The sequence below is a fragment of the Micrococcus sp. UYEF5 genome (genome assembly GCF_040546065.1).
Classification (GTDB): domain Bacteria; phylum Actinomycetota; class Actinomycetes; order Actinomycetales; family Micrococcaceae; genus Micrococcus; species Micrococcus luteus.
Genome location: NZ_JBEPNB010000001.1, coordinates 329,898 through 352,868, shown reverse-complemented (window position 1 = coordinate 352,868; position 22,971 = coordinate 329,898). Strand labels below are relative to the sequence as shown.

Annotated in this window: 24 protein-coding genes; 19 read left to right on the top strand and 5 right to left on the bottom strand. The window is 73.5% G+C overall.

Translation table 11 applies throughout. The features are described 5' to 3' along the window. Positions 1-107 precede the first annotated feature (107 nt). From hisB to ABIB16_RS01670, 6 genes are all read left to right on the top strand, one after another. Positions 108-689 (top strand): imidazoleglycerol-phosphate dehydratase HisB, encoded by a 582-nt coding sequence (gene hisB / locus ABIB16_RS01695; protein ID WP_152743305.1) that lies wholly within the window; start codon positions 108-110, stop codon positions 687-689. Beyond that, a complete protein-coding gene (gene hisH, locus ABIB16_RS01690) occupies positions 689-1,348 on the top strand; it encodes an imidazole glycerol phosphate synthase subunit HisH (RefSeq protein ID WP_004167703.1) in 660 nt (219 codons plus the stop codon). The genes hisB and hisH overlap by 1 nt, the downstream gene beginning before the upstream one ends. Next, entirely contained in the window at positions 1,348-1,506 is a 159-nt protein-coding gene (locus tag ABIB16_RS01685) for a CG2302 family histidine operon protein (RefSeq protein WP_004167696.1), read from the top strand. Before hisH ends, ABIB16_RS01685 begins: the two co-directional genes overlap by 1 nt. A 32-nt stretch (positions 1,507-1,538) precedes the next feature. Continuing rightward, on the top strand, positions 1,539-2,324 hold the full coding sequence (priA, locus tag ABIB16_RS01680; protein ID WP_036313998.1) for a bifunctional 1-(5-phosphoribosyl)-5-((5-phosphoribosylamino)methylideneamino)imidazole-4-carboxamide isomerase/phosphoribosylanthranilate isomerase PriA: 786 nt from the start codon (positions 1,539-1,541) through the stop codon (positions 2,322-2,324). Then, the gene (locus ABIB16_RS01675; protein WP_020628148.1) at positions 2,321-3,322 is read left to right on the top strand and encodes an SseB family protein; all 1,002 of its coding nucleotides are present in this window, start codon (positions 2,321-2,323) and stop codon (positions 3,320-3,322) included. Before priA ends, ABIB16_RS01675 begins: the two co-directional genes overlap by 4 nt. 122 nt (positions 3,323-3,444) lie before the next feature. Beyond that, a complete protein-coding gene (locus ABIB16_RS01670; protein WP_223247523.1) occupies positions 3,445-4,671 on the top strand; it encodes a trypsin-like serine protease in 1,227 nt (408 codons plus the stop codon). A gap of 99 nt (positions 4,672-4,770) precedes the next feature. Here ABIB16_RS01670 and ABIB16_RS01665 read toward each other — a convergent pair whose 3' ends face one another. The 3 genes from ABIB16_RS01665 to ABIB16_RS01655 are packed head-to-tail and all read right to left on the bottom strand — an operon-like array spanning position 4,771 to position 7,164. Beyond that, positions 4,771-5,316, bottom strand: a complete 546-nt coding sequence (locus tag ABIB16_RS01665; RefSeq protein ID WP_020628146.1) for a MarR family winged helix-turn-helix transcriptional regulator — start codon at positions 5,314-5,316, stop codon at positions 4,771-4,773. Next, positions 5,288-5,977, bottom strand: coding sequence for an FMN reductase (locus tag ABIB16_RS01660; protein WP_113913924.1), 690 nt, complete (start codon positions 5,975-5,977; stop codon positions 5,288-5,290). Before ABIB16_RS01660 ends, ABIB16_RS01665 begins: the two co-directional genes overlap by 29 nt. After that, complete coding sequence (locus ABIB16_RS01655) at positions 5,974-7,164, bottom strand: LLM class flavin-dependent oxidoreductase (protein WP_354436011.1); 1,191 nt, start codon at positions 7,162-7,164, stop codon at positions 5,974-5,976. The genes ABIB16_RS01660 and ABIB16_RS01655 overlap by 4 nt, the downstream gene beginning before the upstream one ends. A gap of 141 nt (positions 7,165-7,305) precedes the next feature. On the opposite strand from ABIB16_RS01655, the gene ABIB16_RS01650 reads away from it, so the two are divergent. Then, positions 7,306-7,887 (top strand): LURP-one-related/scramblase family protein, encoded by a 582-nt coding sequence (locus ABIB16_RS01650; RefSeq protein ID WP_102708356.1) that lies wholly within the window; start codon positions 7,306-7,308, stop codon positions 7,885-7,887. Positions 7,888-7,958: 71 nt separating this feature from the next. After that, entirely contained in the window at positions 7,959-9,362 is a 1,404-nt protein-coding gene (locus tag ABIB16_RS01645) for an MFS transporter (RefSeq protein ID WP_170720476.1), read from the top strand. Positions 9,363-9,381: 19 nt separating this feature from the next. Here the strand turns inward: ABIB16_RS01645 and ABIB16_RS01640 are convergent, their stop codons facing one another. Both ABIB16_RS01640 and ABIB16_RS01635 read right to left on the bottom strand, forming a co-directional pair. After that, positions 9,382-9,960, bottom strand: coding sequence for a dienelactone hydrolase family protein (locus ABIB16_RS01640; protein ID WP_170720473.1), 579 nt, complete (start codon positions 9,958-9,960; stop codon positions 9,382-9,384). Positions 9,961-10,538: 578 nt separating this feature from the next. Continuing rightward, positions 10,539-13,538 carry an FtsK/SpoIIIE domain-containing protein gene (locus ABIB16_RS01635; RefSeq protein WP_170720470.1) on the bottom strand — a complete coding sequence of 1,000 codons (3,000 nt, stop codon included), beginning with the start codon at positions 13,536-13,538 and terminating at the stop codon, positions 10,539-10,541. 237 nt (positions 13,539-13,775) lie between these two features. Between ABIB16_RS01635 and ABIB16_RS01630 the strand changes: the two genes are divergently transcribed. The 11 genes from ABIB16_RS01630 (at position 13,776) to ABIB16_RS01580 (ending at position 22,941) form a co-directional block, all read left to right on the top strand. Beyond that, on the top strand, positions 13,776-15,002 hold the full coding sequence (locus tag ABIB16_RS01630; RefSeq protein WP_010079081.1) for a TadA family conjugal transfer-associated ATPase: 1,227 nt from the start codon (positions 13,776-13,778) through the stop codon (positions 15,000-15,002). Continuing rightward, complete coding sequence (locus ABIB16_RS01625) at positions 15,002-15,859, top strand: type II secretion system F family protein (RefSeq protein ID WP_010079080.1); 858 nt, start codon at positions 15,002-15,004, stop codon at positions 15,857-15,859. Before ABIB16_RS01630 ends, ABIB16_RS01625 begins: the two co-directional genes overlap by 1 nt. Then, entirely contained in the window at positions 15,856-16,797 is a 942-nt protein-coding gene (locus ABIB16_RS01620) for a type II secretion system F family protein (protein WP_041104286.1), read from the top strand. Before ABIB16_RS01625 ends, ABIB16_RS01620 begins: the two co-directional genes overlap by 4 nt. A gap of 87 nt (positions 16,798-16,884) precedes the next feature. Next, positions 16,885-17,091: a hypothetical protein gene (locus ABIB16_RS01615; protein ID WP_010079078.1), complete on the top strand. Its 207-nt coding sequence runs from the start codon at positions 16,885-16,887 to the stop codon at positions 17,089-17,091. A gap of 2 nt (positions 17,092-17,093) precedes the next feature. Next, positions 17,094-17,522, top strand: coding sequence for a TadE/TadG family type IV pilus assembly protein (locus ABIB16_RS01610; RefSeq protein ID WP_036381779.1), 429 nt, complete (start codon positions 17,094-17,096; stop codon positions 17,520-17,522). Beyond that, positions 17,506-17,934 (top strand): hypothetical protein, encoded by a 429-nt coding sequence (locus tag ABIB16_RS01605; protein WP_036313982.1) that lies wholly within the window; start codon positions 17,506-17,508, stop codon positions 17,932-17,934. The genes ABIB16_RS01610 and ABIB16_RS01605 overlap by 17 nt, the downstream gene beginning before the upstream one ends. Next, the gene (locus ABIB16_RS01600; protein ID WP_036381775.1) at positions 17,934-18,392 is read left to right on the top strand and encodes a Tad domain-containing protein; all 459 of its coding nucleotides are present in this window, start codon (positions 17,934-17,936) and stop codon (positions 18,390-18,392) included. Before ABIB16_RS01605 ends, ABIB16_RS01600 begins: the two co-directional genes overlap by 1 nt. Next, positions 18,389-19,123 (top strand): alpha/beta fold hydrolase, encoded by a 735-nt coding sequence (locus ABIB16_RS01595; protein WP_049147203.1) that lies wholly within the window; start codon positions 18,389-18,391, stop codon positions 19,121-19,123. Before ABIB16_RS01600 ends, ABIB16_RS01595 begins: the two co-directional genes overlap by 4 nt. A gap of 12 nt (positions 19,124-19,135) precedes the next feature. Continuing rightward, a complete protein-coding gene (gene prfB, locus ABIB16_RS01590; protein WP_049147200.1) occupies positions 19,136-20,257 on the top strand; it encodes a peptide chain release factor 2 in 1,122 nt (373 codons plus the stop codon). A gap of 217 nt (positions 20,258-20,474) precedes the next feature. Continuing rightward, the gene (locus ABIB16_RS01585; protein ID WP_041104337.1) at positions 20,475-21,542 is read left to right on the top strand and encodes a 2,3-butanediol dehydrogenase; all 1,068 of its coding nucleotides are present in this window, start codon (positions 20,475-20,477) and stop codon (positions 21,540-21,542) included. A 190-nt stretch (positions 21,543-21,732) separates the two neighbouring features. Next, positions 21,733-22,941 carry an acetyl-CoA C-acetyltransferase gene (locus tag ABIB16_RS01580; RefSeq protein WP_060974328.1) on the top strand — a complete coding sequence of 403 codons (1,209 nt, stop codon included), beginning with the start codon at positions 21,733-21,735 and terminating at the stop codon, positions 22,939-22,941. Positions 22,942-22,971 lie beyond the last annotated feature (30 nt).

The following is a 22,971-nucleotide window of genomic DNA, read 5'->3' as shown; positions in this document are numbered from 1 at the left end:
CACCGGCCGCGCGCACCCGCATCCCCCCGCACCCGTCCCGGACCGGTGCGGACCCAGCCCGAGGAGGACCCGTGGCAGCCGAGTTGATCTCCGGACGCCGTGCGCGCATGACGCGCACCACGAGCGAGTCGGACGTGTACGTCGAGATGGATCTGGACGGCACCGGCCGCGCTGAGATCTCCACCACCGTGCCGTTCTACGACCACATGCTCACCGCGCTGTCCCGGCACTCCCAGATCGACCTGACGGTCCGTGCCACCGGGGACACGCACATCGACGTGCACCACACGGTCGAGGACGTCGCCATCACCCTGGGCGAGGTGCTCAAGACCGCGCTCGGGGACAAGTCCGGCATCCGCCGCTTCGGCGAGGCGTCCGTGCCGCTGGACGAGGCGCTGGCGCGCGCCGTCGTCGACGTCTCCGGCCGGCCGTACCTCGTGCACGAGGGCGAGCCCGAGGGCCAGCAGTACCACCTCATCGGCGGGCACTTCACCGGTTCCATGACCCGCCATGTGTTCGAGTCGATCACGTACCACGCGGCGATCTGCCTCCACATGGACGTCGTGCGAGGCCGGGATCCGCACCACATCGTCGAGGCGCAGTTCAAGGCCTTCGCCCGCGCCCTGCGCGCCGCCGTCGAGGACGACCCCCGCATGACCGGCGTGCCCTCCACCAAGGGCGCCCTCTGATGGCCCGCCCCACCACCGTCCCCGGCGTGCGGCCGCGCGTCGCCGTCCTGGACTACGGCTCGGGCAACGTGCACTCGGCGCTGCGTGCCGTGGAGCGGGCCGGCGCGGAGGTCGAGCTCACGCGCGATCCGCAGGCCGTGCAGGAGGCCGACGGGCTGCTCGTGCCCGGCGTCGGGGCGTACGCGTCCGTGATGCGGGCACTGACCGAGGTCGGCGGCACCCGCTGGATCGGCCGCCGCGTGGCCGGGGGCCGACCCGTCCTCGGCATCTGCGTGGGCCACCAGATCCTCTTCGACGCCGGCGTCGAGCACGGCGAGCGCACCGCAGGCATGGGGGAGTGGCCGGGTGTCGTCGCCGAGCTGCCCGCCGAGGTCCTGCCCCACATGGGCTGGAACACCGTCCGGCCGCCCGAGGGCAGCGCCCTCTTCGCGGGCATCGAGGACGAGCGGTTCTACTTCGTCCACTCCTACGGCGTGCTCGAATGGGAGTTCGACCAGACGATCTCCGCCATGCGTCCGCCCCAGGTCACCTGGGCGCACCACGGCGCGGACTTCATCGCCGCCGTGGAGAACGGCCCCCTGTCGGCCACGCAGTTCCACCCCGAGAAGTCCGGGGACGCCGGGCTGCAGCTGCTGCGCAACTGGCTGGAGACCCTCTGATGCCCTACTGGTCCGTCCTCTACCTCGCCCTCGGCGGGCTGCTGCTCGGCGCCGCCTGGTCCATGCGCACGCAGAAGGCGCCGCTGTGGGCCATCGTGATCGTCCTCGTGCTGGCCGGCATGGCCATCGCCGCCTCCTTCCTGACCGTCGGCGCCTGACCGCGCCGGCCGCCCCACCCGAGAGGAACCCCATGACCCCGAACGCCCCCGCCCTCGAGCTGCTGCCCGCCGTCGACGTCCAGGACGGCCAGGCCGTCCGCCTCGTCCAGGGCGAGGCCGGCAGCGCCACCTCGTACGGCGACCCGGTCACCGCCGCCCTGGACTGGCAGCGCGCCGGCGCGGAGTGGATCCACCTCGTGGACCTGGACGCGGCCTTCGGTCGCGGTGACAACCGCGAGGTCATGCGCCGTGTGGTGGAGGAGATCGGCGTGAAGATCGAGCTGTCCGGCGGCATCCGCGACGACGCCTCGCTCGAGAACGCCCTCGAGATGGGTGCGGCGCGCGTGAACCTGGGCACCGCCGCCCTCGAGGACCCGGACTGGACCGCGCGCGTCATCGAGCGCTTCGCCGACCGGGTGGCCGTGGGCCTCGACGTGCGCGGCACCACGCTCGCCGCCCGCGGCTGGACCAAGGAGGGCGGCGACCTCTGGGAGGTGCTCGCCCGCCTCGAGGATGCCGGCTGCGCCCGCTACGTGGTCACCGACGTCACGAAGGACGGCACGCTCAAGGGGCCGAACACGGAGCTGCTCGCCCAGGTCTGCGCGAAGACCGCGAAGCCGGTCGTCGCCTCGGGCGGCATCTCCTCCCTCGAGGACGTTGCCGCGCTCGCGGCCATGACCGGCCAGGGCGTCGAGGGCGCGATCATGGGCAAGGCGCTGTACGCCGGCCGCTTCAGCCTGGAGCAGGCGCTGGCCGTCGCCGGCGGCGCCACGGTGGAGCAGGCGCGCTCCGAGCAGCCCGGCCCGGTCGCCCCGTGACGGGCTCGCACGACGACGGCGGCCTGGCCCGCGACGACGGGCTCGGTCCGATCGACGAGACGGTCGCGGTGCCGCATCCGGCGGCCCGGGAGCTGCCGGGGCACATCCGGGCCGCACTCGACCGCATGCGGGAGAAGACCGCGGGCGAGAACACCGCGGACACCGCGGGCGTCCCGTGGCAGGGCCGTGACCTCTCCGGCCCCGGCGTGGACGGCTCCGCGAACCCGTTGCACGTGTTCGACGAGGACGACGGCACCAGCCCGGCCGAGTGGACCGCCGTCATGTCGGCCCTGACGGACGGCTCCGCCGGTGAGCGGGAGGTGACGGAGGTGCTCGCGCGCATCCGCGTGTTCGCCGCCGTCGTGCCCACCCTTGCCGTGGACGAGGACGACGTCCACGACCACGCCGACCACACCGGTCACGAGCACGACGTCGCGGCGCACGGGGACAAGGCCGCGGACGTGGCCCTCGTGACCATGCGCGCGCCGGACGGCCGGCAGGCGCTGCCGGTGTTCACGAACGTGCCCGCGCTGACGGCATGGAACCCGGTCGCCCGACCCGTGGCCGTGTGGCTGCCGCGTGCCTGCCTGTCCGCCGTGGACGAGGGCTGTGAGCTCGTCGTCATCGACGCCGGCGCCGAGCACACGTACGTGGTGCGACGCCCGGCCGTGTGGTCGCTCGCCCAGCAGAGGGAGTGGACCCCCGCCTATCGGGACCAGGAGATCGCGGACGAGATCGCCGAGGTCGCCGACCTGGTCCCGAACCTGCTCAACCTGGGCCTCGCACCCGGGTCGGGGGTGGCCACGCACACGGGCTCCGGCGCGGTGATGAACGGAGGCGGGGCCGGGCCCGAGCTGCAGATCGTCGCGATGCCCACCCGGGACGCCGACGCGGCCGGGGTGCGCCTGATGACGGCCACGCTCAAGACCCTCCTGGCAGACCTGCCGCTGCTGGCCGAGCGGGCCGACTCCGTGGAGATCACGGTCCGCCGACCCTGATCGGTCGCCCGGCCTGTCCGGTACCGTTGAGGGGGAGGGGAGGGCCCGTGGTGGCCCCACCCCATCCTGGAGGCCGTGCGCCGCGCGCCGGCCCCATGCCTCCCATCCTCCGAGGAGTACCCATGAGAACCAGAACCTTGACCGGCGTCGCCACCGCGGCGCTGGGCGCGGTGGTGGTGGCCGGTGCCGGCCCCGCCCTCGCGCAGACCACGCTCACCCAGGGCTCGGCGATCACCGCGCCGGCCGGGGCGTGCAGTCTGACCATCGTCGACGACGCCACCGCCTACACCGCGGCCCACTGTGGTGCGGGCCAATGGCAGATCGGCTCGACCGTCCGCGACGTCGACGGCACCGCGATCGGCACCGTCTCGGCACTGCCCGGCGATTCGGGCGTGGACGCGGTCCGCGTGGCCCTGGCCGACGACGTCGACGTCGTGGGCGACTGGTCCACGCGGCCGGCCTCGTCCATCGGTGTGGGCGAGACCGTCTACACCCACGGCTCGTCCGTGCCGCTGGGCGCGCCGAACACCGTGTCCCACACGCAGACCTTCGAGGCCGCCACGGTCTGCGACGACGCGTACGCGGATCAGGTTGCCCTCGACACCGCCTCGACCTACGCCGGCGACTCGGGCGGGGCCGTCTATGACGCCCAGCAGCGGGTGGTCGGGGTCATCTCGGGCATCGCCCCGGTGACCTTCGACGCCGAGGGCAACGTGGTGGGCTGCGACGCCCAGGCGATGTCCTCGATCATGGTCCCGGTCGAGTCCCTCGACGCGCTGGACGCCTCCGCGGCGCCCGCCGCCGAGACCGCCGCGGCCGCGGAGACCGCTCCGGCCGCCGAGACCGCCCCGGCGATCGCCGACGTCGCGGGCCCCGTGGCCGACGAGGACCTGCCCACCGGCGGCGAGCCCGCCGTGGACGAGTCCGAGCTGACCGAGTTCACGCCGGCTGAGGAGGAGGCCATCGCGGCCGAGCTCAAGGCCCGCGCCGAGGCCGCCGCGGAGGAGGAGGCCGCCGAGGCGGCCCCCGCTGCTGAGGCCCCGGTCGCCGAGGCCGCTGCGCCGGGCGTGACCGACGTCGTGGCCGCGCCCGCCGAGGGTGTCGCCTACGGCACCCAGGTGGTCGCGCAGACGGATCAGGGCGGCTTCGCCTCCGTCACCGTCACGGCCTACGACGCCGACGGCACGGTCCTCGGCCAGGACGGCCTGGACCTCACCGGCGAGTACCGCGCCTGGCTGCCCGTGCCGGCCGAGGTGCCCGCGGGCGGCTCCGTGGTGGTCACCGTGGTCGACGCCGCCGGCGCCGCCACGGACGCCACCGTGACCCTGGGCGGTCAGCTGGTCGGCTGATCGATTCCGCCCCGAACGACACGACGAGGCCCGGTGATCCCGCACGGATCACCGGGCCTCGTCACGTCCCGGGGCGGCCCCGGCCAGGTGGGGACGCGGTCAGCACAGCCCCTCGAGCCGCCGCCCCAGGCGGGAGAAGATCCGGGTGAGGGACTCCGCCTCGCCCGGCGCCAGGTCGCCGAGGAAGAGCTCGTCCACCTGCCGGGCGTGCTCGATCGCGGCGCGCCGGAAGGCGGACCGGCCCTCGTCGGTGAGGACGGCCTCGAAGCCCCGCCGGTCACAGGCCACCGGGCGGCGGTCGATCAGGCCGCGGGCCACGAGCGTCTTCACCTGGTAGGTGATGCGCGACGGGGAGAAGACCATCCGGGACGCCAGCTCTCCCAGCCGGAGCCGGCCCTCGGGGGACTCGTAGAGGAGCAGCAGCAGGTTGTAGTCGGCCAGCGACATGCCGCAGTCCTGCTTCAGGCGGCGCTCCACCACCTCCGTGAGCATCTGGGTGGCCTCGAAGTAGGCGCGCCAGGCGCGCTTGGGCGGGTCCACCGGGCGGTGCGCCTCCGATGCGGAGCCGAACCAGCCGCCGTCGGGCTCCGCCGGCGCCGCGTCCTGCGCGGCGGGCTCAGGGGCCGGGGTTGAGGAGCTGCTCAAAGGGGGTCACCTCCAGGTCGAGGTCCGCGGGCGCGGCGGCGCGTGCCCGCGGGGGGCGGCTCAGGGTGATCTCGGCCAGGTCGCGTCCGGCGGCCCGGATGCGGGACTGCAGCGGGTCGGTCCGCATCGAGGCCTGCACGCCGGCCGCCTCGCCCCAGTCGTCCGAGGCCGCGAAGACCGCGGTCGGCACGATGCGGGCCTTGAGGTAGGCGAACAGCGGCCGCATGGCGGTGTCGATCATGAGCGAGTGGCGGGCGGTGCCGCCGGTGGCGCCGAGGAGCACGGGCACCCCGACGACGGACGTGGGCTCCGCGAGGTCCCAGAAGGACTTGAACAGGCCCGAGTAGGAGGCCTTGTACGTGGGCGAGACCGCGATGACGGCGTCGGCCTGGGCGACCTCGTCCAGGGCGGCGCGCAGGGCCGGGGAGAATGCGAAGGTCACCAGGGCCTGCGCGATGTCCACGGCGAGCTCCCGCAGCGTGATCAGGTGGATCTGCGGGACCACGCCGTGCTCGGAGAGCGCCGCCGAGGCGGACTCCGCCATGCGTTCGGCGAGCATGCGGGTCTGGGACGGGTCCCCGGACCCGCCGGAGACCACGGCGAGGTGCCGGGCCTGCGGCGTGAACGGGTCGGAGGCATCGAAGGCGCCGGGGGTGGTCACTTCGCGGCACCGCCCTTCGCGGCATCGGCGGCGGCGCGCTGCTCGGCGGCCGCAGCGCGGTCGAGCTGGGCCGGCGATCCCTCCTTGCCGCCGGGCACGGGAGCCTCGCCGCGGCGGGCGCGCGCCACGAGGAACTCGTGGGTCGGGGCCGCCGGGACGTCGTCCGGCTTCAGAGCGTCGAACTCCTTGCGCAGCACGGGCAGGACCTCCTCGCCGAAGAGGTCGATCTGCCGCAGGACGGTGTCCGTGGGCAGGCCGGCGTGGTCGATGAGGAACATCTGACGCTGGTAGTCGCCCACCCAGTCGCGGAACGTGAGCGTGCGCTCGATGACCTGCTGCGGCGAGCCGACCGTCAGGGGCGTCATCCTCGAGAAGTCCTCGAGGGACGGGCCGTGGCCGTAGACCGGCGCGTTGTCGAAGTAGGGGCGGAACTCCGCCACGGCGTCCTGCGACTTCTTCGCCATGTAGGCCTGGCCGCCCAGGGCCACGTACGCCTGATGGGCCTTGCCGTGGCCGTAGTACTCGTAGCGCTGGCGGTACAGGCGCACCATCTGGATGACGTGCTCCTTGTTCCAGAAGATGTTGTTGTGGAAGTAGCCGTCGCCGTAGTAGGCGGCCTGCTCGGCGATCTCGGGGGAGCGGATGGAGCCGTGCCACACGAAGGGGGCGACGCCGTCCAGGGGCTGCGGGGTGAGGGTGAAGTCCTGCAGCGGGGTGCGGTGCGTGCCGCTCCAGTCCACGGTCTCCTCATGCCACAGGCGGTGGAGGAGGTTGTAGTTCTCCACGGCGAGCTGGATGCCCTGGCGGATGTCCTTGCCGAACCACGGGTACACGGGGCCGGTGTTGCCGCGGCCCATCGTCAGGTCCACGCGACCGTCGGCGAGGTGCTGCAGGTACGCGTAGTCCTCGGCCAGACGCACCGGGTCCATGGTGGTGATCAGGGTCGTCGCCGTGGAGAGCTGGAGGGTCTCGGTCTGCGCGGCCAGGTAGGCCAGCAGCGTGGGCGGGTTGCCCGGGGCCACGAAGGGCGGGTTGTGGTGCTGGCCGGTCGCGAACACCTCGAAGCCCGCCTGCTCGGCGTGGCGGGCGATCTTGACGGTGTCCTTGATCCGCTGATGCTCGGTGGGGGCGGTCCCGTTCGTCGGATCGGCGGTGATGTCGCCGATCGTGAAGACGCCGAACTGCATGGTGTGCTCCTCAGTGTGCCCGGGGGCGGGTCTCACGGTGCCGGCCGCGCCGTCGCCGTGTTCTTCAAAAATGAACTATACCGCACAACGAGCCGCCCCGTCCTGAATATTCCGCAGGGCCCGACACGGCAGACTGGTCCCATGAGCCCCGCCTTCGACGCCGGTCGCCTCGCCCACACGGACGTCCTCATCCTGCAGCAGGTGACGAGCTTCCTGTCCAACGACATCCAGGTGACGGACCCGGACGGGCGCACCGTCGTCTCGGTGGTCACTACGGGCGGGGGCCTGGGCCGAATGCTGATGGGGAACCGCAGCTTCGACGTGGTCGACGGTGACGACGGCCGCGTGCTCTTCCGCCTCGCCGACCCGGCCACGTTCGGCCGCGACCGCTTCGCGATCCTGGACGCCGACGGGCTGCCCTTCGCCCACCTCGTCCGCCAGTTCGCGTTCCTGCGGACGTCCGTGAGCGTCGAGGTTGTGGACGGCACGTGCTTCGCGGTGACCGGCGACCTGTGGGACCACGACTACGCCATGACCGTGGGGCAGCGGCCGATCGCCCGCGTGACCGCGCAATTCGGAGGTGTCATGAACGCCCTGGCCGGGCGCTCGCGGTACGAGATGCGCCTGGACCCCGGCATGCCGCCCGTGGTGCGCTGCGCCGTGCTCGGCACGGCCATCGCCCTCGACCTGATCCGGGCCAAGGACCGGCGCAGCAACGGCTGAGTCCGCCGAGCGCGCGGCCGTCTCGACGGCGCCTCCGGGGCGTGCCTTGACCCCTCCCGTAGGATTCGACGGTGGACTTCGGAGCGTACGGACGGCTGTTGCAGGACCCTCGGATCCGCCATCTGCTGGCGGTGGGGTTCATCGCCCGCTTCCCGCACACTGCGGCCGGGGTGATCCTCACCCTGCACGTGGCGCTCACGCTGGGCCTGGGCTACGGCCAGGCCGGCCTGGCTGGGGCGGCGATGACGCTGGGCATCGCGGTGGGCTCGCCGTGGCGGGGCCGCGTGGTGGACGCGAAGGGGCTGCGCCGTGCACTGCTGCCCTCCGTGATCGCGGAGGCGGTGATCTGGCCGATCGTCCCGTGGCTGCCGTTCTGGCCGATGCTCCTGGCCGTGTTCCTGGGCGGCGTGTTCTCGCTGCCGATCTTCTCCGTCGTCCGGCAGGGACTCGGCGTGCTCACCCACGGCAAGGACCGGCAGACGGCGTTTGCCCTGGACTCCATCGTCACGGAGACGATCTTCATGATGGGCCCGGCGCTGGGCGCCGTCGTCGCGGCCACGTGGTCGAGTGCCCTCGGCCTGACCATCGTCGGCCTCTCCAGCGCGCTGGGCGGCATCCTGCTGATGTGGTTCAACCCGCCGACACGGTCGAGTCAGCTGGCCGTCGTCGGACCGGCGACCGAGGACCCGTACACCGAGGAGCAGGACCGTCAGGAGGCGATCGCCCAGGCGGTGACCGCCGCGCCCATGCACGTGGAGATGGCCGCCCCCAGCCTGGCGACCGGCGCGCTTCCGGCCATCACGGAGGCCATCCCCCTGGTCACCGGGGCGCTGCCCGTCATCGCCGCGGACGGCTCCGGGCCGACGACGGCGCCGCGCCGGGCCCGGGCCGAGCGGCTGCGGCAGTGGCGGCGGACCCACTTCTCCTGGGTCGGGTCGGAGGTGCTCGGGGTGCTCGTGGTGTCGATGGCGGCCGGGATCGTCATGGTCGGCACCGAGGTCTCGATGGTGGCCGAGCTGGAGTCGCAGGGCGCCGCGGCGTCGGTGGGTCTGGTGTATGCGTTCTGGTGCGGCGCCTCCGCCGTGGGCGGGCTCTTCTACGGGGCGTGGGGCCGCCAGGTGCACCCGTACCTGCTGATGGCGCTGTTCGCCGTGGCGACGGTGCCGCTCGCGCTCGTGGACGGGGTGTGGGCGCTCGCGCTGGCCTCGATCCCCTCGGGTCTGCTGACGGCGCCGACCCTGGCCTCGGCCTCGTCCCGGCTTTCGCATCTCGTGGTGGAGGAGCGGCGCGGCGAGGCGATGGGCTTCTACGGCTCGGCCATGACCGCGGGCGCCGCCATGGGCGCCCCGCTGGCCGGCGTGTTCATCGACGGCGTCGCCCCGTCCGCGGGCTACGTGTTCGCGGCGGCCGCGGGCTTCGTGCTCGTGCTGCTGGCCGCCCTGGCGACGGTGATGCGCGGGCGGCGTCCCGCCTGAGCCGGGCCCGCTCCGCGACTCAGGCCAGGAGCTCGTGGATGCGGCGGACCAGCACGGCGGTGAGGTCCGCGTCGAAGTCCGCCGTGGAGGGGTCCATGAACAGGTGCCGGTCCGTGTCGTACTCGAAGAGGTCGGCGGGGCGGTCCGGGTGCTCGGCGGTGGCCGCGTAGGAACGGGCGGTCTCGAGGTCGCCCTCGAGGGCCCAGGGGTCGCGGGTGCCGAGGTGGATCTGCAGGGCGGTGTGGGGCTGCCAGAGCGGGGCGTAGGCATCGAGGGGCAGGGCGCCGGCCATGGCGATGCACGCGCGGAAGCCGGGCACCACCTGGGCGGCACGCCAGGCGGGCATCACGCCCATGCTGACGCCCGCGACGACGGAGGCCTCCTGGTGCTCGGCACACGCCCGCATGCCGCGTCGGCCGATCTCCTCGAAGCCGATCTGCTGGGCGTGGGCGACACCCTTGTCCACGGTGGCGAACGTGCGGCCGTCGTAGAGGTCAGGGGTGTGGACGGTGTGACCGCCGCTGGCGATCTGTTCGGCGAGCGCGCGCACGCCGTCTGTGAGACCGAGGGCGTGGTGGAAGAGGACGATCTGCGCCATGGGTCAGAGCGTAGACCGCGGTGAGCGGCTGCCCCAGAGTGCGGGTGGGTGATCGGGGCGAAGAAGTGAGGTGGCTCGCGTCTGTCGCCACGGGTGAGTTGCCGCTCATTGCGTGGAGGGCAAGCGCAGTGTTTCTCCGACCGGTGCCCTGGGTTCTCGTTGCAGCGCTCCTCCCCGGGCGTGCTCTGCTGGGTGGGGGCGAGACTCGGGGACGCATGCTGTCGGTGCGGATGCGGAAAGGAGGCTCCTGCCCACCGGAGACTGCGCGAGCGAGCGGCGAGGAATCTTCTGCATGAGTGCCGAGGCACTCGTGCGAACGGTCACGGGGCTACTCGAGGCAGGACCGGACAGCAGCCTCCTCGCTTCATCCGTCTTGCGACCTTCGGGACGTCTTCGCCGGACGATGCGGCGTCCCCTTTGGACGGACGGCGACGAAGGGGCGCCCTGTCCGACTGCTCCTGGCGACCTCGACCACGGCATCCACGTTCGACGGAGGACGGGAGAACGTCTCGCCGGGTGGACGTCGGAGCTGAGTCCACCGTTCCGCTGCGGTCACACGGGAATCGCCGTCAGTGCGGTCACGCCGGGGCGGGAGACGCGAGCTGGCAGGGCATGCCGGGTTCGGGGACGGCGGGACTGATGTGCACGGCCCGCCCCGGCAGGGGCTCGACCTCGGTCAGCCGTGGCCAGATGAGCCGGTGCTCGGCGTTCGTCCCGGCCGGCACGAAGAAGCGGTGGGGCAGGTGCAGCAGCAGCCGGCCCGTCGCCAGCTCTCGGCCGCCGAACACCGCCAACCGCAGGCCGGCGGCGGTCGGACGGCCGAGCCAGTCGTGCACGTCCTCCTCGACCGTGCGGTAGGTGTCCCCGACGCGCAGGCCGGACCACGCGTTCCAGCCCGTGATCACTGCCGTGCCGCCGGCGGCCGCGAGCTCGCGCAGGCGGGCCAGGACGGCCTCCCCGGCACCCTCGGAGTCCGGGGTCAGCACCGGCCACCCGGACCGCGCGGCCGCCGCGGCCTCCCCGGTGCCGTCCAGCACGGCCACCGGCCGGCCGCTGCGCAGCGCCACTTCGACGACGGCGGCCAGCGTCTCCGCGCGACCGCCCGCGGCCTCGACGATCCATGCGGTGCGTCCCTCCGCGCCGGTCGGCCACCGCCAGGGACGGTGCCGGCCGTGGGCCGCGTCGTCGAGCAGGGCCAGGGCCGTGGCCTCCGCCCGGCGAGCGCGGTCCGGCACCCAGCGCTCCGGCAGGGCGGGGGTGACCACGGGCGGGGGTGTCGGCCAGTCACCCGCCGCGTACTTCTCCACCAGGACCGAGACGACGGCCTCCCAGGGGGCGACGGCCGGGGCGGCCGCGGCCTCGCCCAGCCGTCGCCACACGGGCGTGCCGCCGTCGACCGTCCACTGGGACGCGCGGAACGGGACCGTCGGGCGCCCCGCCGTCGAGAGGATCGCGGAGCCGGGGCGACGCGGGTCGAGCCGGGCCGCGGCGGCCGTGCCCACGAGATCCCACGACTCCTGCTCCGTCGCGGTGCGCAGGGCGATCGTGCTGCCCAGGTTCGAGCGCAGGTCCGAGCCCACCGCACCCGTGGCCCGCTGCGTGGCCAGGATGAGGTGGAAGCCCAGGGAACGGCCCGTGGCGGCCAGACGCTGCAGGACGGCGGCCGCGTCCGGGTGGTCGTCCACGAGCACGCGCAGTTCGTCGATCGCCACGACGAGCCGAGGCAGCGCCGCGTCCGGATGGCGGCGACGGAAACCGGGATAGTCGCTGACCCCGGCCTCTGCGAAGAGGGCCTCGCGGCGATGCAGCTCCGCCCGGATGGCGCTCAGCGCCCGCAACGAGGCCGTTCCCACGTGGTTGGTCTCCAGGCTCATCGTGTGGGGGAGCGCGCCCAGCGGACCGAACGACGCGCCGCCCTTGAAGTCCAGCAGCAGGAACGCGACCTCGGCCGGCGGGTGGTGCGCCGCAGCCCCCAGCAGGAGGGACAGCAGGAGATCCGACTTCCCGGATCCCGTGGTGCCCGCGATGAGCAGGTGCGGCCCGTCGGCGGCCAGGTCCATCTCGACGACGCCCGTCTCGTCGCCGCTACGGGCGAGGGTCACGGTGAGCCCGTCGACGGCATCGCGGGCGCCCACCTGCCCCGGTGGTGTGAGCGTGCCGTCGCCGTCGTCGGTGGGCAGCAGGCCGAGGTCCACGACGTCGTCGGCCAGCTCGGTCAGCCAGGCGACCAGGGTGCCGTCGGCGAGGCCGTCGGCGGTCACGTCCTCGAAGCGCTGCTGTTCGGCCGGGACCACGACGGTGCGCCCGCGCAGGTCGACGACGGCGTCCCCCGGCGCAGGCGACGGCCCGGTGAAGTCGTACCGCGTCCAGGGCAGATCCGCCCGGGCCGTGGGCGTCGTCCCCGCGTCGCCGCCGATGGCGGCCCGCCACGCTCGCCACGCCGGATCCAGTGCCGCGTCCTCAGGAGCCGACACCAGCAGCCGCGGGCCGGACCCGCCCGACCACCAGGTGCGGCGGACTCCACCGGCCTCCACCACGAACGCGCCGTCGGCGGCCACCGCGTGCCGCAGGAGCTGGAACACCGCCCACCGGCAGGCCCCGGCCACATCGCGCGGCGGCCCGACCACGACGACGCGCGACTCCGGCGGTGACGTCGTCATCACGGTGCGCCGCGACGTGACGGCCTCCACCCATGCCTCGTCCGGGTCGTCCCGCGACAGGGACAGCGCCCCGACGCCGGAACCCCACGAGACCGCCACGGCCTCGTCGGCCCCCGACGTCAGCCCGAAGCGATCCGTCGCGCCGGAGCGGACGGCGCGGGCCACCGCACCGGGGCTCAATGTCGCCCGAGCCCGCCGCCGCACGACCGCGTCCGCGCGGGCGGCGAGCAGCCGCGCATGCCGCAGCCGGGTGCGGCGCTGCATCGCCAGCATGACCAGCGCCACCGTCACGGACAGCACGCCGAACAGCAGGAACATCGGGTTGCCCATCATCAGGACCAGGGCGACCCCGAGCACCAGCGGGCCCAGGGCCGCCACCAGCGGGATCACGACGGACTGCCGGGCCGGTGGGGAGCCGAGGTCGACGGCGGGCGGCTCCGGCGTGATCGGCCGCGGCAGGGCGGACCCGGGCCCGCGGACCAGACCCAGGGCGGTCCGGCCCACCGGGAGCGGGCTCCGGCCGTCCCACAGGCGTCCGGTGCCCCGAGGGCCGTCGTGGACGTGCAGCCCGGTGGGCGCGAGCCGCAGACGCATCGGCCGCGACGGGGCAGAGGGGTCGTCCAGCAGCAGCCGCGCCCCACCGCGTCCCACGCTCAACCCGCCCTCCCCCAGAGGGACGAGGCGGCCGGCGTCGGGTCCGTGCTCGGTGACCACCGCGAGCTCCGGCCCCCGGGCCGGTGCACTCCCGACCCGTTCCGCGTACGTCACGCTGCGCGGCCCGGCAGCGCACCGGTGCAGCGACCGGGCGGGAAAACGTTCCCGCACCGCCCGGTCCTGCTCGTCCGCGTCGGCGGGGAAGTGCTCCACCCGCCATGTCTCGGGAGCGGCCCCGCCCAGGATCCGCACGCTCCAGGCCATCCCCGCCCCTCCCTCCTGAGACCGGCGACCGGCCCGTCCGGCCGCCTGGGGACGACCCTGCCACGGCCTGATGGCGGTTCGGGCGGCCTGTGGACAACTCCCCGTCGAACGGGACCGCCGCCACGTTGTCCACAGTCATGGTGTCCTGGACCACACGCATCGACGGAACGGGGTATCTTCCTGATCGAGACATGTGCGGCGCTGGGGATGGCGCCGAATCGGGCACAGGAGGGACACATGGATGCGGTGCGCATTCTCGAGGACGAGATCCGGGAGATCGTCCGGCGGCAGGGCATCGACCCGCAGCGTGAGCACGCCCGGGTCCTGACGCTCATCCAGGACGCGGCCGCGGACTACGAGTCCCGCGCGATGGTCAGCTCGCTGCCGGACCTGGAGGATCCCGTGGCGGCGCGGCAGGACCTGTTCGACCGCATCGCGGGCCTCGGGCCGCTCCAGCGGCTCATGGACGATCCCTCCGTGGAGGAGATCTGGCTGAACGCGCCGGACGCCGTCTACTGCGCGCGGTCCGGCCGCTCCGAGCTGACGGGCATCGTCCTGACCGAGGAGGAGGTGCAGGACCTCGTCGAAGTCATGTTGAAGTCCTCGGGCCGGCGGCTGGACCTGTCGATGCCGTTCGTCGACGCGGCCCTGCCAGACGGTTCGCGCCTGCACGTGGCCATCCCCGACATCACGCGGCGGCACTGGGCCGTGAACATCCGGAAGTTCATCGCCCGGGCGCGCCGGCTGGACGACCTCGTCCGGGGCGGTTCCCTCACTCCGACGGCGGCCCGCTTCCTGGACGCGGCCGTGGACGCGGGCATGAACATCCTCGTCAGCGGGGCCACCCAGGCGGGCAAGACCACCCTGCTCAACTGCCTGGCTTCGGCCATCGGCCCGCGGGAGCGGGTGATCACCGTGGAGGAGATCTTCGAGCTGCAGATCCCGGTGCGCGACGTCGTCGGGCTGCAGTGCCGCCAGCCGAACCTGGAGGGCCACGGCGAGATCCCGCTGCGTCGCCTCGTCAAGGAGGCGCTGCGGATGCGCCCGGACCGCCTGATCGTCGGCGAGGTGCGCGAGGCCGAGGCGCTGGACATGCTCGTCGCTCTGAACTCCGGCCTGGCCGGCATGTGCACGATCCACGCGAACTCGGCCGCGGACGCGCTCACGAAGCTCTGCACGCTGCCGCTGCTGGCCGGGGAGAACATCTCCCGGGACTTCGTCGTCCCGACGGTCGCCACGTGCATCGACGTCGTCGTGCACTGCGAGCGCGACCGTCAGGGCCGCCGGCGGGTGCGGGAGATCCTCACCGTCGGCTCACGGGTGGAGGGCGGGGTCATCGAGACGTCGGCGCTCTTCCAGCGTGACGCCGAGGGCGACCTGCGCCTCAACGAGGGTGCGAACCTGGAGTTCGAGGCGCTCGCCCGTCGCGGCGTGGACGTCCACGAGCTGGTGGGGCTGCGCTGATGGCCGCGCTGCTGGGGCTCGCGCTCGGCTGCGGCCTGTTCCTGCTGTGGTGGTCCCTCTGGTCCCCTCCCACGGAGAAACCCGGGGCCGCCCGCCCCGACTCGCGCCTGCGTGTGCTGATCGCCCAGTCCGGCATCCAGCGTCTCAGCCCGGCCGGCGTCGTGTCCGCCATGGCCGTCGGCGGTCTCGTGGTCGGGCTGCTCGTCCTGTCGCTGACCAGTACGTGGACCATCGCCGCGTGCTTCGCCGTCTTCGGCGCGGCCGTGCCCTGGCTGCTGTTGTCCTGGCAGGCCCGCCGGCGGTCCACGGCACTGCGCGAGCTGTGGCCGGACGCGATCGACCACGCCCGGTCGGCCATCCGCGCGGGCCTGACTCTCCCGGAGGCGCTCATCCAGCTCGGGGAGACCGGGCCGGAGGGGCTGCGCGAGCCGTTCCAGCAGTTCGCCCGGGACTACCGGGCCGGAGCCCGCTTCGTGGACGCACTGGACCGGCTCAAGGCCCGGATGGCCGACCCCGTCGCGGACCGCCTGGTGGTCTCGCTGCGCCTGACCCGCGAGGTCGGCGGCGCCGACATCGGCCGTCTGCTGCAGACCCTCTCCGAGTTCCTCCGGCAGGACGCCCGCATCCGCGCCGAGCTCGAGGCCCGGCAGTCGTGGACCGTGAACGCGGCCCGGTTGGCGGTGTGCGCCCCGTGGCTCGTGCTCCTGCTGCTGGGGACCCAGCCCGCCGCGGTCGCGGCCTACCGGTCCGCCGCCGGCGGGGCCGTGCTCCTCGCCGGCATGGTGGCCTCCGTCGTCTGCTACCGCGTCATGCTCCGCATCGGCGCGCTGCCCCGGGAGAAGCGGGTGTTCGCATGACGTCCGCGCTGATCTGGGCCGCGCTCCTGGGCCTCACCCTCGGGGCGGGACTGCTCCTCATCCTGGTCACCCAGCCGGTGGGCTGGCGCCCCAGCCTCGAGCAACGGGTCGAACCGCAGCTGCGCCACCACATCCCGGCCTCCCGCCTCCTCGAGGAGGAACGTGCGGGCGCCTCACCCTGGGGAGCGTGGGGACGCATCCTCGATCCCGTGGTGCAGGCCGGAGTCGGCTGGGTCCAGCGCATCTCCCCGGGCGGGGTGGCGCTCGACCGCAAGCTGGCCGCCGCGGGGCTCGCGGTCACGTCGACGGACTTCCGTGCCCAGCAGGTCCTGAGCGGAGCCGCGGGGGCCGCCGTGGCGGCCGTCCTCGCGCTCAGCCTCACCGTCACGGGCCGCGTGCCGGTGATCACGGGGGTCGCCCTCGTGATCGCCGGCGGCATGGCCGGGTTCCTGCTCCGGGAGCAGCTGCTCTCCCTGCGGGTGCGACGGCGGCGCGAGGCCATCCTCTCCGAGTTCCCGTCCGTGGCCGAGCTGTTCGCGCTCTCGGTGGGCGCGGGGGAGAGCGCCGCCGGAGCGCTCGAACGCATCGCGGGGACGGCGCGCGGGGAGCTGGCCGGCGAGTTCCGCACCACGCTCGCCGACATGCGTGCCGGGGCGTCGCTGTCCGCGGCGCTCAAGGCCATGGGACGGCGCGTGCAGCTGGCCCCCGTCGAACGGTTCATCGGGGGCGTGCTCATCGCGCTCGACCGCGGCACGCCCCTCGCCGACGTCCTGCGCGCGCAGGCCCAGGACGTGCGTGAGATGGGTCGCCGCGAGCTCATGGAGGCCGCCGGCCGGAAGGAGATACAGATGATGGTGCCCCTCGTGTTCGGCATCCTCCCGCTCACGGTGATCTTCGCCGTCTTCCCCGGCATCTCCCTGATGCGCCTGGGGTTCTGAAGACCCACAACTGAATAGTCCATCCATCCACCCACGATCACCATCCACTCCGGCCGCACGGGCGGCCGGCCACCCGAGGAGGGGACCATGCTCCACCACCACGCCATCACCGTCCTGGCCGCCCTGCGCGCCCTCATCCACGACGACGTCCGCGACGAGCGCGGCGACGTCCCCGGCTGGGTGATGATCACCCTCATGTCCGCCGTGCTCGTGGCCGGCCTGCTGGCCCTCGCCCTGCCGGCGCTCCAGGGACTGTTCAACCAGGCCATCTCCCAGGTGTCCCAGGGCGGCTGAGCATGCCCCGGGGTGCTGCCCACGGCGCGCAGGCGCCCCGTGGCGGCCACACGGGTGTCCGCTGGCGGGACGACCGGGGCGCCGCGGTGGCCGAGTCCACCATGGTGATGACCCTGGTCGTCCTGCTCTTCGCGGCGCTGCTCCAGGCCGGCGTCGTGATCCACACGCGCAACGTGATGATCGACGCCGCCTCCGCCGGCGCCCGGTACGGGGCGCTCGCGGACCGGAGCCCCGAGGACGGCGTCCAGCGGGCTCGGGAGCTGCTCTCGGCCGGCGTGCCCGGCCAGTCCGGGGCCGACGTCGCCGCGGAGCTCACCAGCCAGGACGGGGTCCCGGTCCTGCGCGTCACGGTCTCGAGCTCGCTGCCCGGCCTGGGGTTCCTGCCGGGCCCGATCCCCGTGGAGGTGAGCGGTCATGCGTTCCGTCAATGACGTCCGCGACGAGCGGGGAGCGGCCACGGTCGAATTCCTGGGCCTCACCCTCGTCCTGTTGATCCCCGTGGTGTACCTGATGATCTACGTCTCCCAGGTCCAGGCCGCGGCGTTCGCCTCGGTCGCCGCCGCTGACCAGGCCGTCAAGGCCGTGGTCGCCGAGGCTGATCACCCCAGCGCAGGCGCCGCCCACGCCACCGTCGAGCTCACGCTGGCCGACTACGGCGTGGGCGCCGGCCAGTACGACCTGACCGTCGGCTGCGATCAGGGCGGCTGTGGCACGCTCGAACCGGGCGAGGTCGTCGCCGTGCGGGTGGACGTGGGGGTGCCCGTCCCTCTCACGCCGGCAGCGTGGTCGCTGACCCCCGTGACGGTGGGTTCCGACGCCCGGCAGACTGTGCCGAGGTTCTGATGCGCCGCCGCCTCACCGCTCGCCTGGGTCACGACGACGGGCAGACCACCGTCCTCACCGTCGGCCTGTGCGCCGTGCTCGTGGCCCTCATGCTGGTCATGCTCGCGGTCACCACCGTGCAGTTGCAGCACCGCCGCCTGCAGTCGCTCGCGGACTCGGCCGCCATCGCCGGGGCAGAGGAGCTCGGCTTCCGGCTGGGGGAGGACCCGGGCGTCGTGCTCTCCGACGACGACGTCGCCGCCTCCGCCAGCGCACACCTCGCGGCCGTCGGTGCCCAGGAGGCCGTGCCCGGGCTCGGCGGGATGAACGCCCGCGTGGCCGACGACGGCACCACCGTCGTCGTCACCCTCGACGCCCGGGCCGATCTGTTCGCCATGACCGGCCCGTTCGCGGGGACACTGCCCCTGTCGGTCCCCCTCGAGGCGACGGGCAGCAGTCGCACTAGCCTGGCCCGGTGATCCGCTTCCTCCACGGCATCGGTGGCCGGCCCGCCCACTTCGAGCCCCTTGCTGACGCCCTCGGCGCCGTGGCCGACCTCGCCGCCTCGCCCGCCCTGCCCGGCCACCCGGGCACGGACGCCGGCGGTCAGGGCCGCCCCCGGGCCGCACGGCCGGCGACCGATGCGGACCCCGTCCTCGACGCCGCCCGCACCTGGGCGGCGCAGGCCGGCCCCGTGCCGGGGCTGCTGATCGGCCACAGCACGGGCGGGGTCATCGCGCTGCGCGCCGTCGCCGACGGGCTGGTGCGGCCCCGCGCCCTCGTGGTCATCGACTCGAACGTCCCGGTGACGGACACCGCCCTGGCCGCCCGGGCGGCCAAGGCCCGCCTCGCCGCCCGCCCGGACTGGCGGAGCGTGCTCCGCGCCTCGCTCGCGCGGGACCTCCTCGTCCCGGAGCCGTGGCGCGAGCGGATCCTGACCGACCTGGACGCCACGCCGGACCATCCGATGCGCGAGCTCTGGGCCGCCGTCCTCGCCGCGGACACCCGTGCCCTCTGGGCCGGCATCACCGTCCCGACGCTATACGTGCGCAGCACCCGGGACGTCCACCAACGGGACCTGGACGCGGTCACGCAGCACGCCACCGTCGTCGATGTCAGCACGGGCCACTGGCCGCACGTCACGGAGCCCGAGGCCGTCGCGGCGGCGATCCGCCGCTGGCACACGACCGGCGTCCACCCCACGCGGTAGGCTGGCCGAATCATGGCTGACACTGACTTCTCTGCGGAGATCGACTCCCTGCGCCACACCCTGGCCTCCATCGAGCAGGTCTCGGACCTCGACCGCATCAAGGCGGACATCGCCGAACTGGAGCAGCAGGCCTCCGCACCGGACCTCTGGGACGACCCGGAGGAGGCCCAGAAGGTCACCTCCAAGCTCTCCCACCGTCAGACGGACCTCAAGCGCATCACCTCCCTGGAGAGCCGCATCGAGGACCTGGAGACCATGGTCGAGCTCGCCGCGGAGGAGGACGAGCCCTCCCTCCTCGACGACGCGAACCAGGAGCTGACCTCCATCCGCAAGGCCCTGGAGGAACTCGAGGTCGTCACGCTGCTCAGCGGCGAGTACGACCAGCGCGACGCCGTCGTGACCATCCGCGCGGGCGCCGGCGGCGTGGACGCGGCCGACTTCGCCGAGACCCTCATGCGCATGTACCTGCGCTGGGCCGAGCAGCGCGGCTGGTCCACCAAGGTCATGGACACCTCCTACGCGGAGGAGGCCGGCCTGAAGTCCGTCACCTTCGAGGTCAACGCGCCCTACGCGTTCGGCACCCTCTCCGTGGAGGCCGGCACGCACCGCCTCGTGCGCATCAGCCCCTTCGACAACCAGGGCCGCCGCCAGACGTCCTTCGCGGCGGTCGAGGTGGTGCCGCTGATCGAGTCGGACGACTCCATCGAGATCCCCGAGTCCGAGATCAAGGTGGACGTGTTCCGCTCCTCGGGCCCCGGCGGCCAGTCCGTGAACACCACGGACTCCGCCGTCCGCATGACGCACCTGCCCACCGGCATCGTCGTGTCCATGCAGAACGAGAAGTCGCAGATCCAGAACCGTGCCGCCGCCCTGCGCGTGCTCCAGTCCCGTCTGCTGCTGCTGCGCAAGGCCGAGGAGGACGCGAAGAAGAAGGAGATGGCCGGCGACGTCAAGGCGTCCTGGGGCGACCAGATGCGCTCCTACGTGCTGAACCCGTACCAGATGGTCAAGGACCTGCGCACGGGCCACGAGGAGGGCAACCCCTCCTCCGTGTTCGACGGCCACATCGACGATTTCGTGGACGCCGGGATCCGCTGGCGCGCCGAGCAGGTCAAGGCCGCCCAGGAGGACTGAGCCCCACGGCGCGGCCCCGCCGCCCAGGCCACCACGACGCCGGCCCGCACCTCCGCAGTGAGGCGTCGGCCGGCGTCGCCGTTCAAGCCCCCGCAGGGGCCTCGGGCCTGGCCCGGGAGACCGGCCCGGTGGGATGCTCGAAGCACCGGGCAGGCGCCCCCGCGCGCCGGTCCGGCACCAGACTCCATTCCCACCCAGGAGGTCGACCAGCATGACCATGCGCGCCGCCCGTTGGCACGGCAAGAAGGACATCCGCATCGAGGAGATCGACTCGCCCACGGCCGGCCCGGGGCAGGTCCTCGTGGACGTCGCGTGGTGCGGCATCTGCGGCACGGACCTGCACGAGTACCTCGAGGGCCCGATCTTCATCCCGCCGGCCGGGCACCCGCACCCGATCTCCGGCGACGCCGCCCCCGTCACGCTCGGCCACGAGATGTCCGGCACCGTCGCCGCCCTGGGCGAGGGCGTCACGGACCTCGAGGTCGGCCAGAAGGTCGTCGTGGAGCCGTACATCGTGCGCGAGGAGGACCGGGACCGACCGGACTACAACCTCGCGCCGGACATGAACTTCATCGGCCTGGGCGGCGACGGCGGCGGACTGGCCGAGCAGATCGCGGTGCAGCGCCGCTGGGTCCACCCGGTGGCCGACTCCGTGCCTCTCGACCAGGCCGCGCTCATCGAGCCGCTCTCCGTGGCCCACCACGCGTGGGTGCGGGCCGGCTCTCCGACGTCGGGCGTGGCAGTGATCGGTGGCGCCGGCCCCATCGGCGCGCTCACGGCGGCCGTGCTCAAGGGCAAGGGCCTGACGGTGTACGTCTCCGAGCTCTCGGAGCTGCGCCGCCAGAAGGTGCTCGAGGCCGGCGTGGTAGACGAGGCATTCGACCCCCGCGAGGTGGACGTGCCCGCGAAGATCCGCGAGCTGCACGACGGCCAGGGCGCGGACGTGGGCTTCGAGTGCACCTCGGTGGACGTGGTGCTGGACATGCTGCTGGACGCGGTGCGTCCCGGCGGGGTGATCGTCAACGAGTCCATCTGGGGCCACGAGCCCGCCGTGGCCCTGCACAAGCTGGTGATGAAGGAGATCGACCTGCGCGGCACCATCGCGTACGCGAACGACCACGCGGACACCATCCGCATGGTCGAGGACGGCGCCGTGGACCTCGCGCCGTTCATCACCGGCAAGATCGGCCTCGACGACCTGGTCGACCAGGGCTTCGAGACCCTCATCCACCACAACGAGACGGCCGTGAAGATCCTCGTCTCGCCCACCGGCCAGGGCCTCTGAGGCTCCGGCCCGATCCCCGGACGTCCCGACGACGGCCCGCACCCGCGCGCTGCGGGTGCGGGCCGTCGTGGTCCCTGTGCCGCGGCGCGCCGTCACAGACGCGTCGCTCCCTGGCGCGCCTGTGACCGGGGTCATAGACTGCATTTGAGTGAATCGTGATGAACCGAGTTGAACGTCCCAGGAGGACCGCATGACCGCCGAGCTGCCCCAGCCTCAGCCCACCGATGCCGTGATCGTGGGCGGTGCCCGCACGCCCTTCACCCGGCTGCTCTCGCAGCAGGCCGACCTGCGCGCCGTGGACCTGGGCGCCCACGCGATCACGCACGCGCTCGAGCGCGCCGGCGTGGCCCCCGAGGACGTGGACATGGTCTACATGGGCCAGGTCGTGCAGGCCGGCGCGGGCCAGAACCCGGCCCGCCAGTCCGCGCTCGCCGCGGGCATCCCGTGGAACGTCCCGGCCATGACGATCAACAAGGTGTGCCTGTCCGGCCTCACCGCCGTGATCGACGCCGCCCGTCTCATCCGCCTCGGCGAGGCGGACGTGGTGGTGGCCGGCGGTCAGGAGTCCATGACCAACGCCCCGCACCTGCTGCCCGGCGCGCGCACGGGCTTCAAGTACGGCCCGGCCACCATGCTCGACGCCGTCGCGTGGGACGGCCTCACCGACTCCCTGAGCCACGAGGCCATGGGCGAGCTGACCGAGTCCGGCAACGGCGAGCGGAACATCGCCCGCGCCGAGCAGGACGAGGTCGCCGCGGCCTCGCACCAGCGGGCCGCCCGGGCCCAGTCCGAGGGCGTCTTCGAGGGCGAGATCGCCCCGGTGGAGATCCCGCAGCGCAAGGGCGACCCGCTGGTCGTCTCCCAGGACGAAGGGGTCCGCCCGGACACGACCGCCGAGTCGCTGGGCGCCCTGCGCCCGGCGTTCGCGAAGGACGGCACCATCACGGCCGGCAACTCCTCGCCCCTGTCCGACGGCGCCGCCGCCCTCGTGGTGACCTCGCGGGCCTTCGCCGAGGAGAAGGGCCTGACGATCCTCGCCACGGTGGGCGCACCCGGCCAGACCGCCGGCCCGGACAGCTCGCAGCTGCACTCCCAGCCCTCGGACGCGATCAACGCCGCCGTGCGGAAGCAGGGCTGGGACGTGGCCGACCTCGACTTCATCGAGATCAACGAGGCGTTCGGCGCGGTGGCCGTGCAGTCCCTGCGCGACCTCGGCTACCCGCACGAGAAGACCAACATCCACGGCGGCGCCATCGCCCTGGGCCACCCGATCGGCGCCTCCGGCGCCCGGCTGGCCCTGCACGCCGCCCTCGAGCTCGACCGGCGCGACGGCGGCCGCGCGGCCGTCTCGCTCTGCGGCGGCGGCGGCCAGGGCGAGGCCCTGATCCTCTTCCGCTGACAGACCGCCCCTGACAGAAAGGACCCCGGA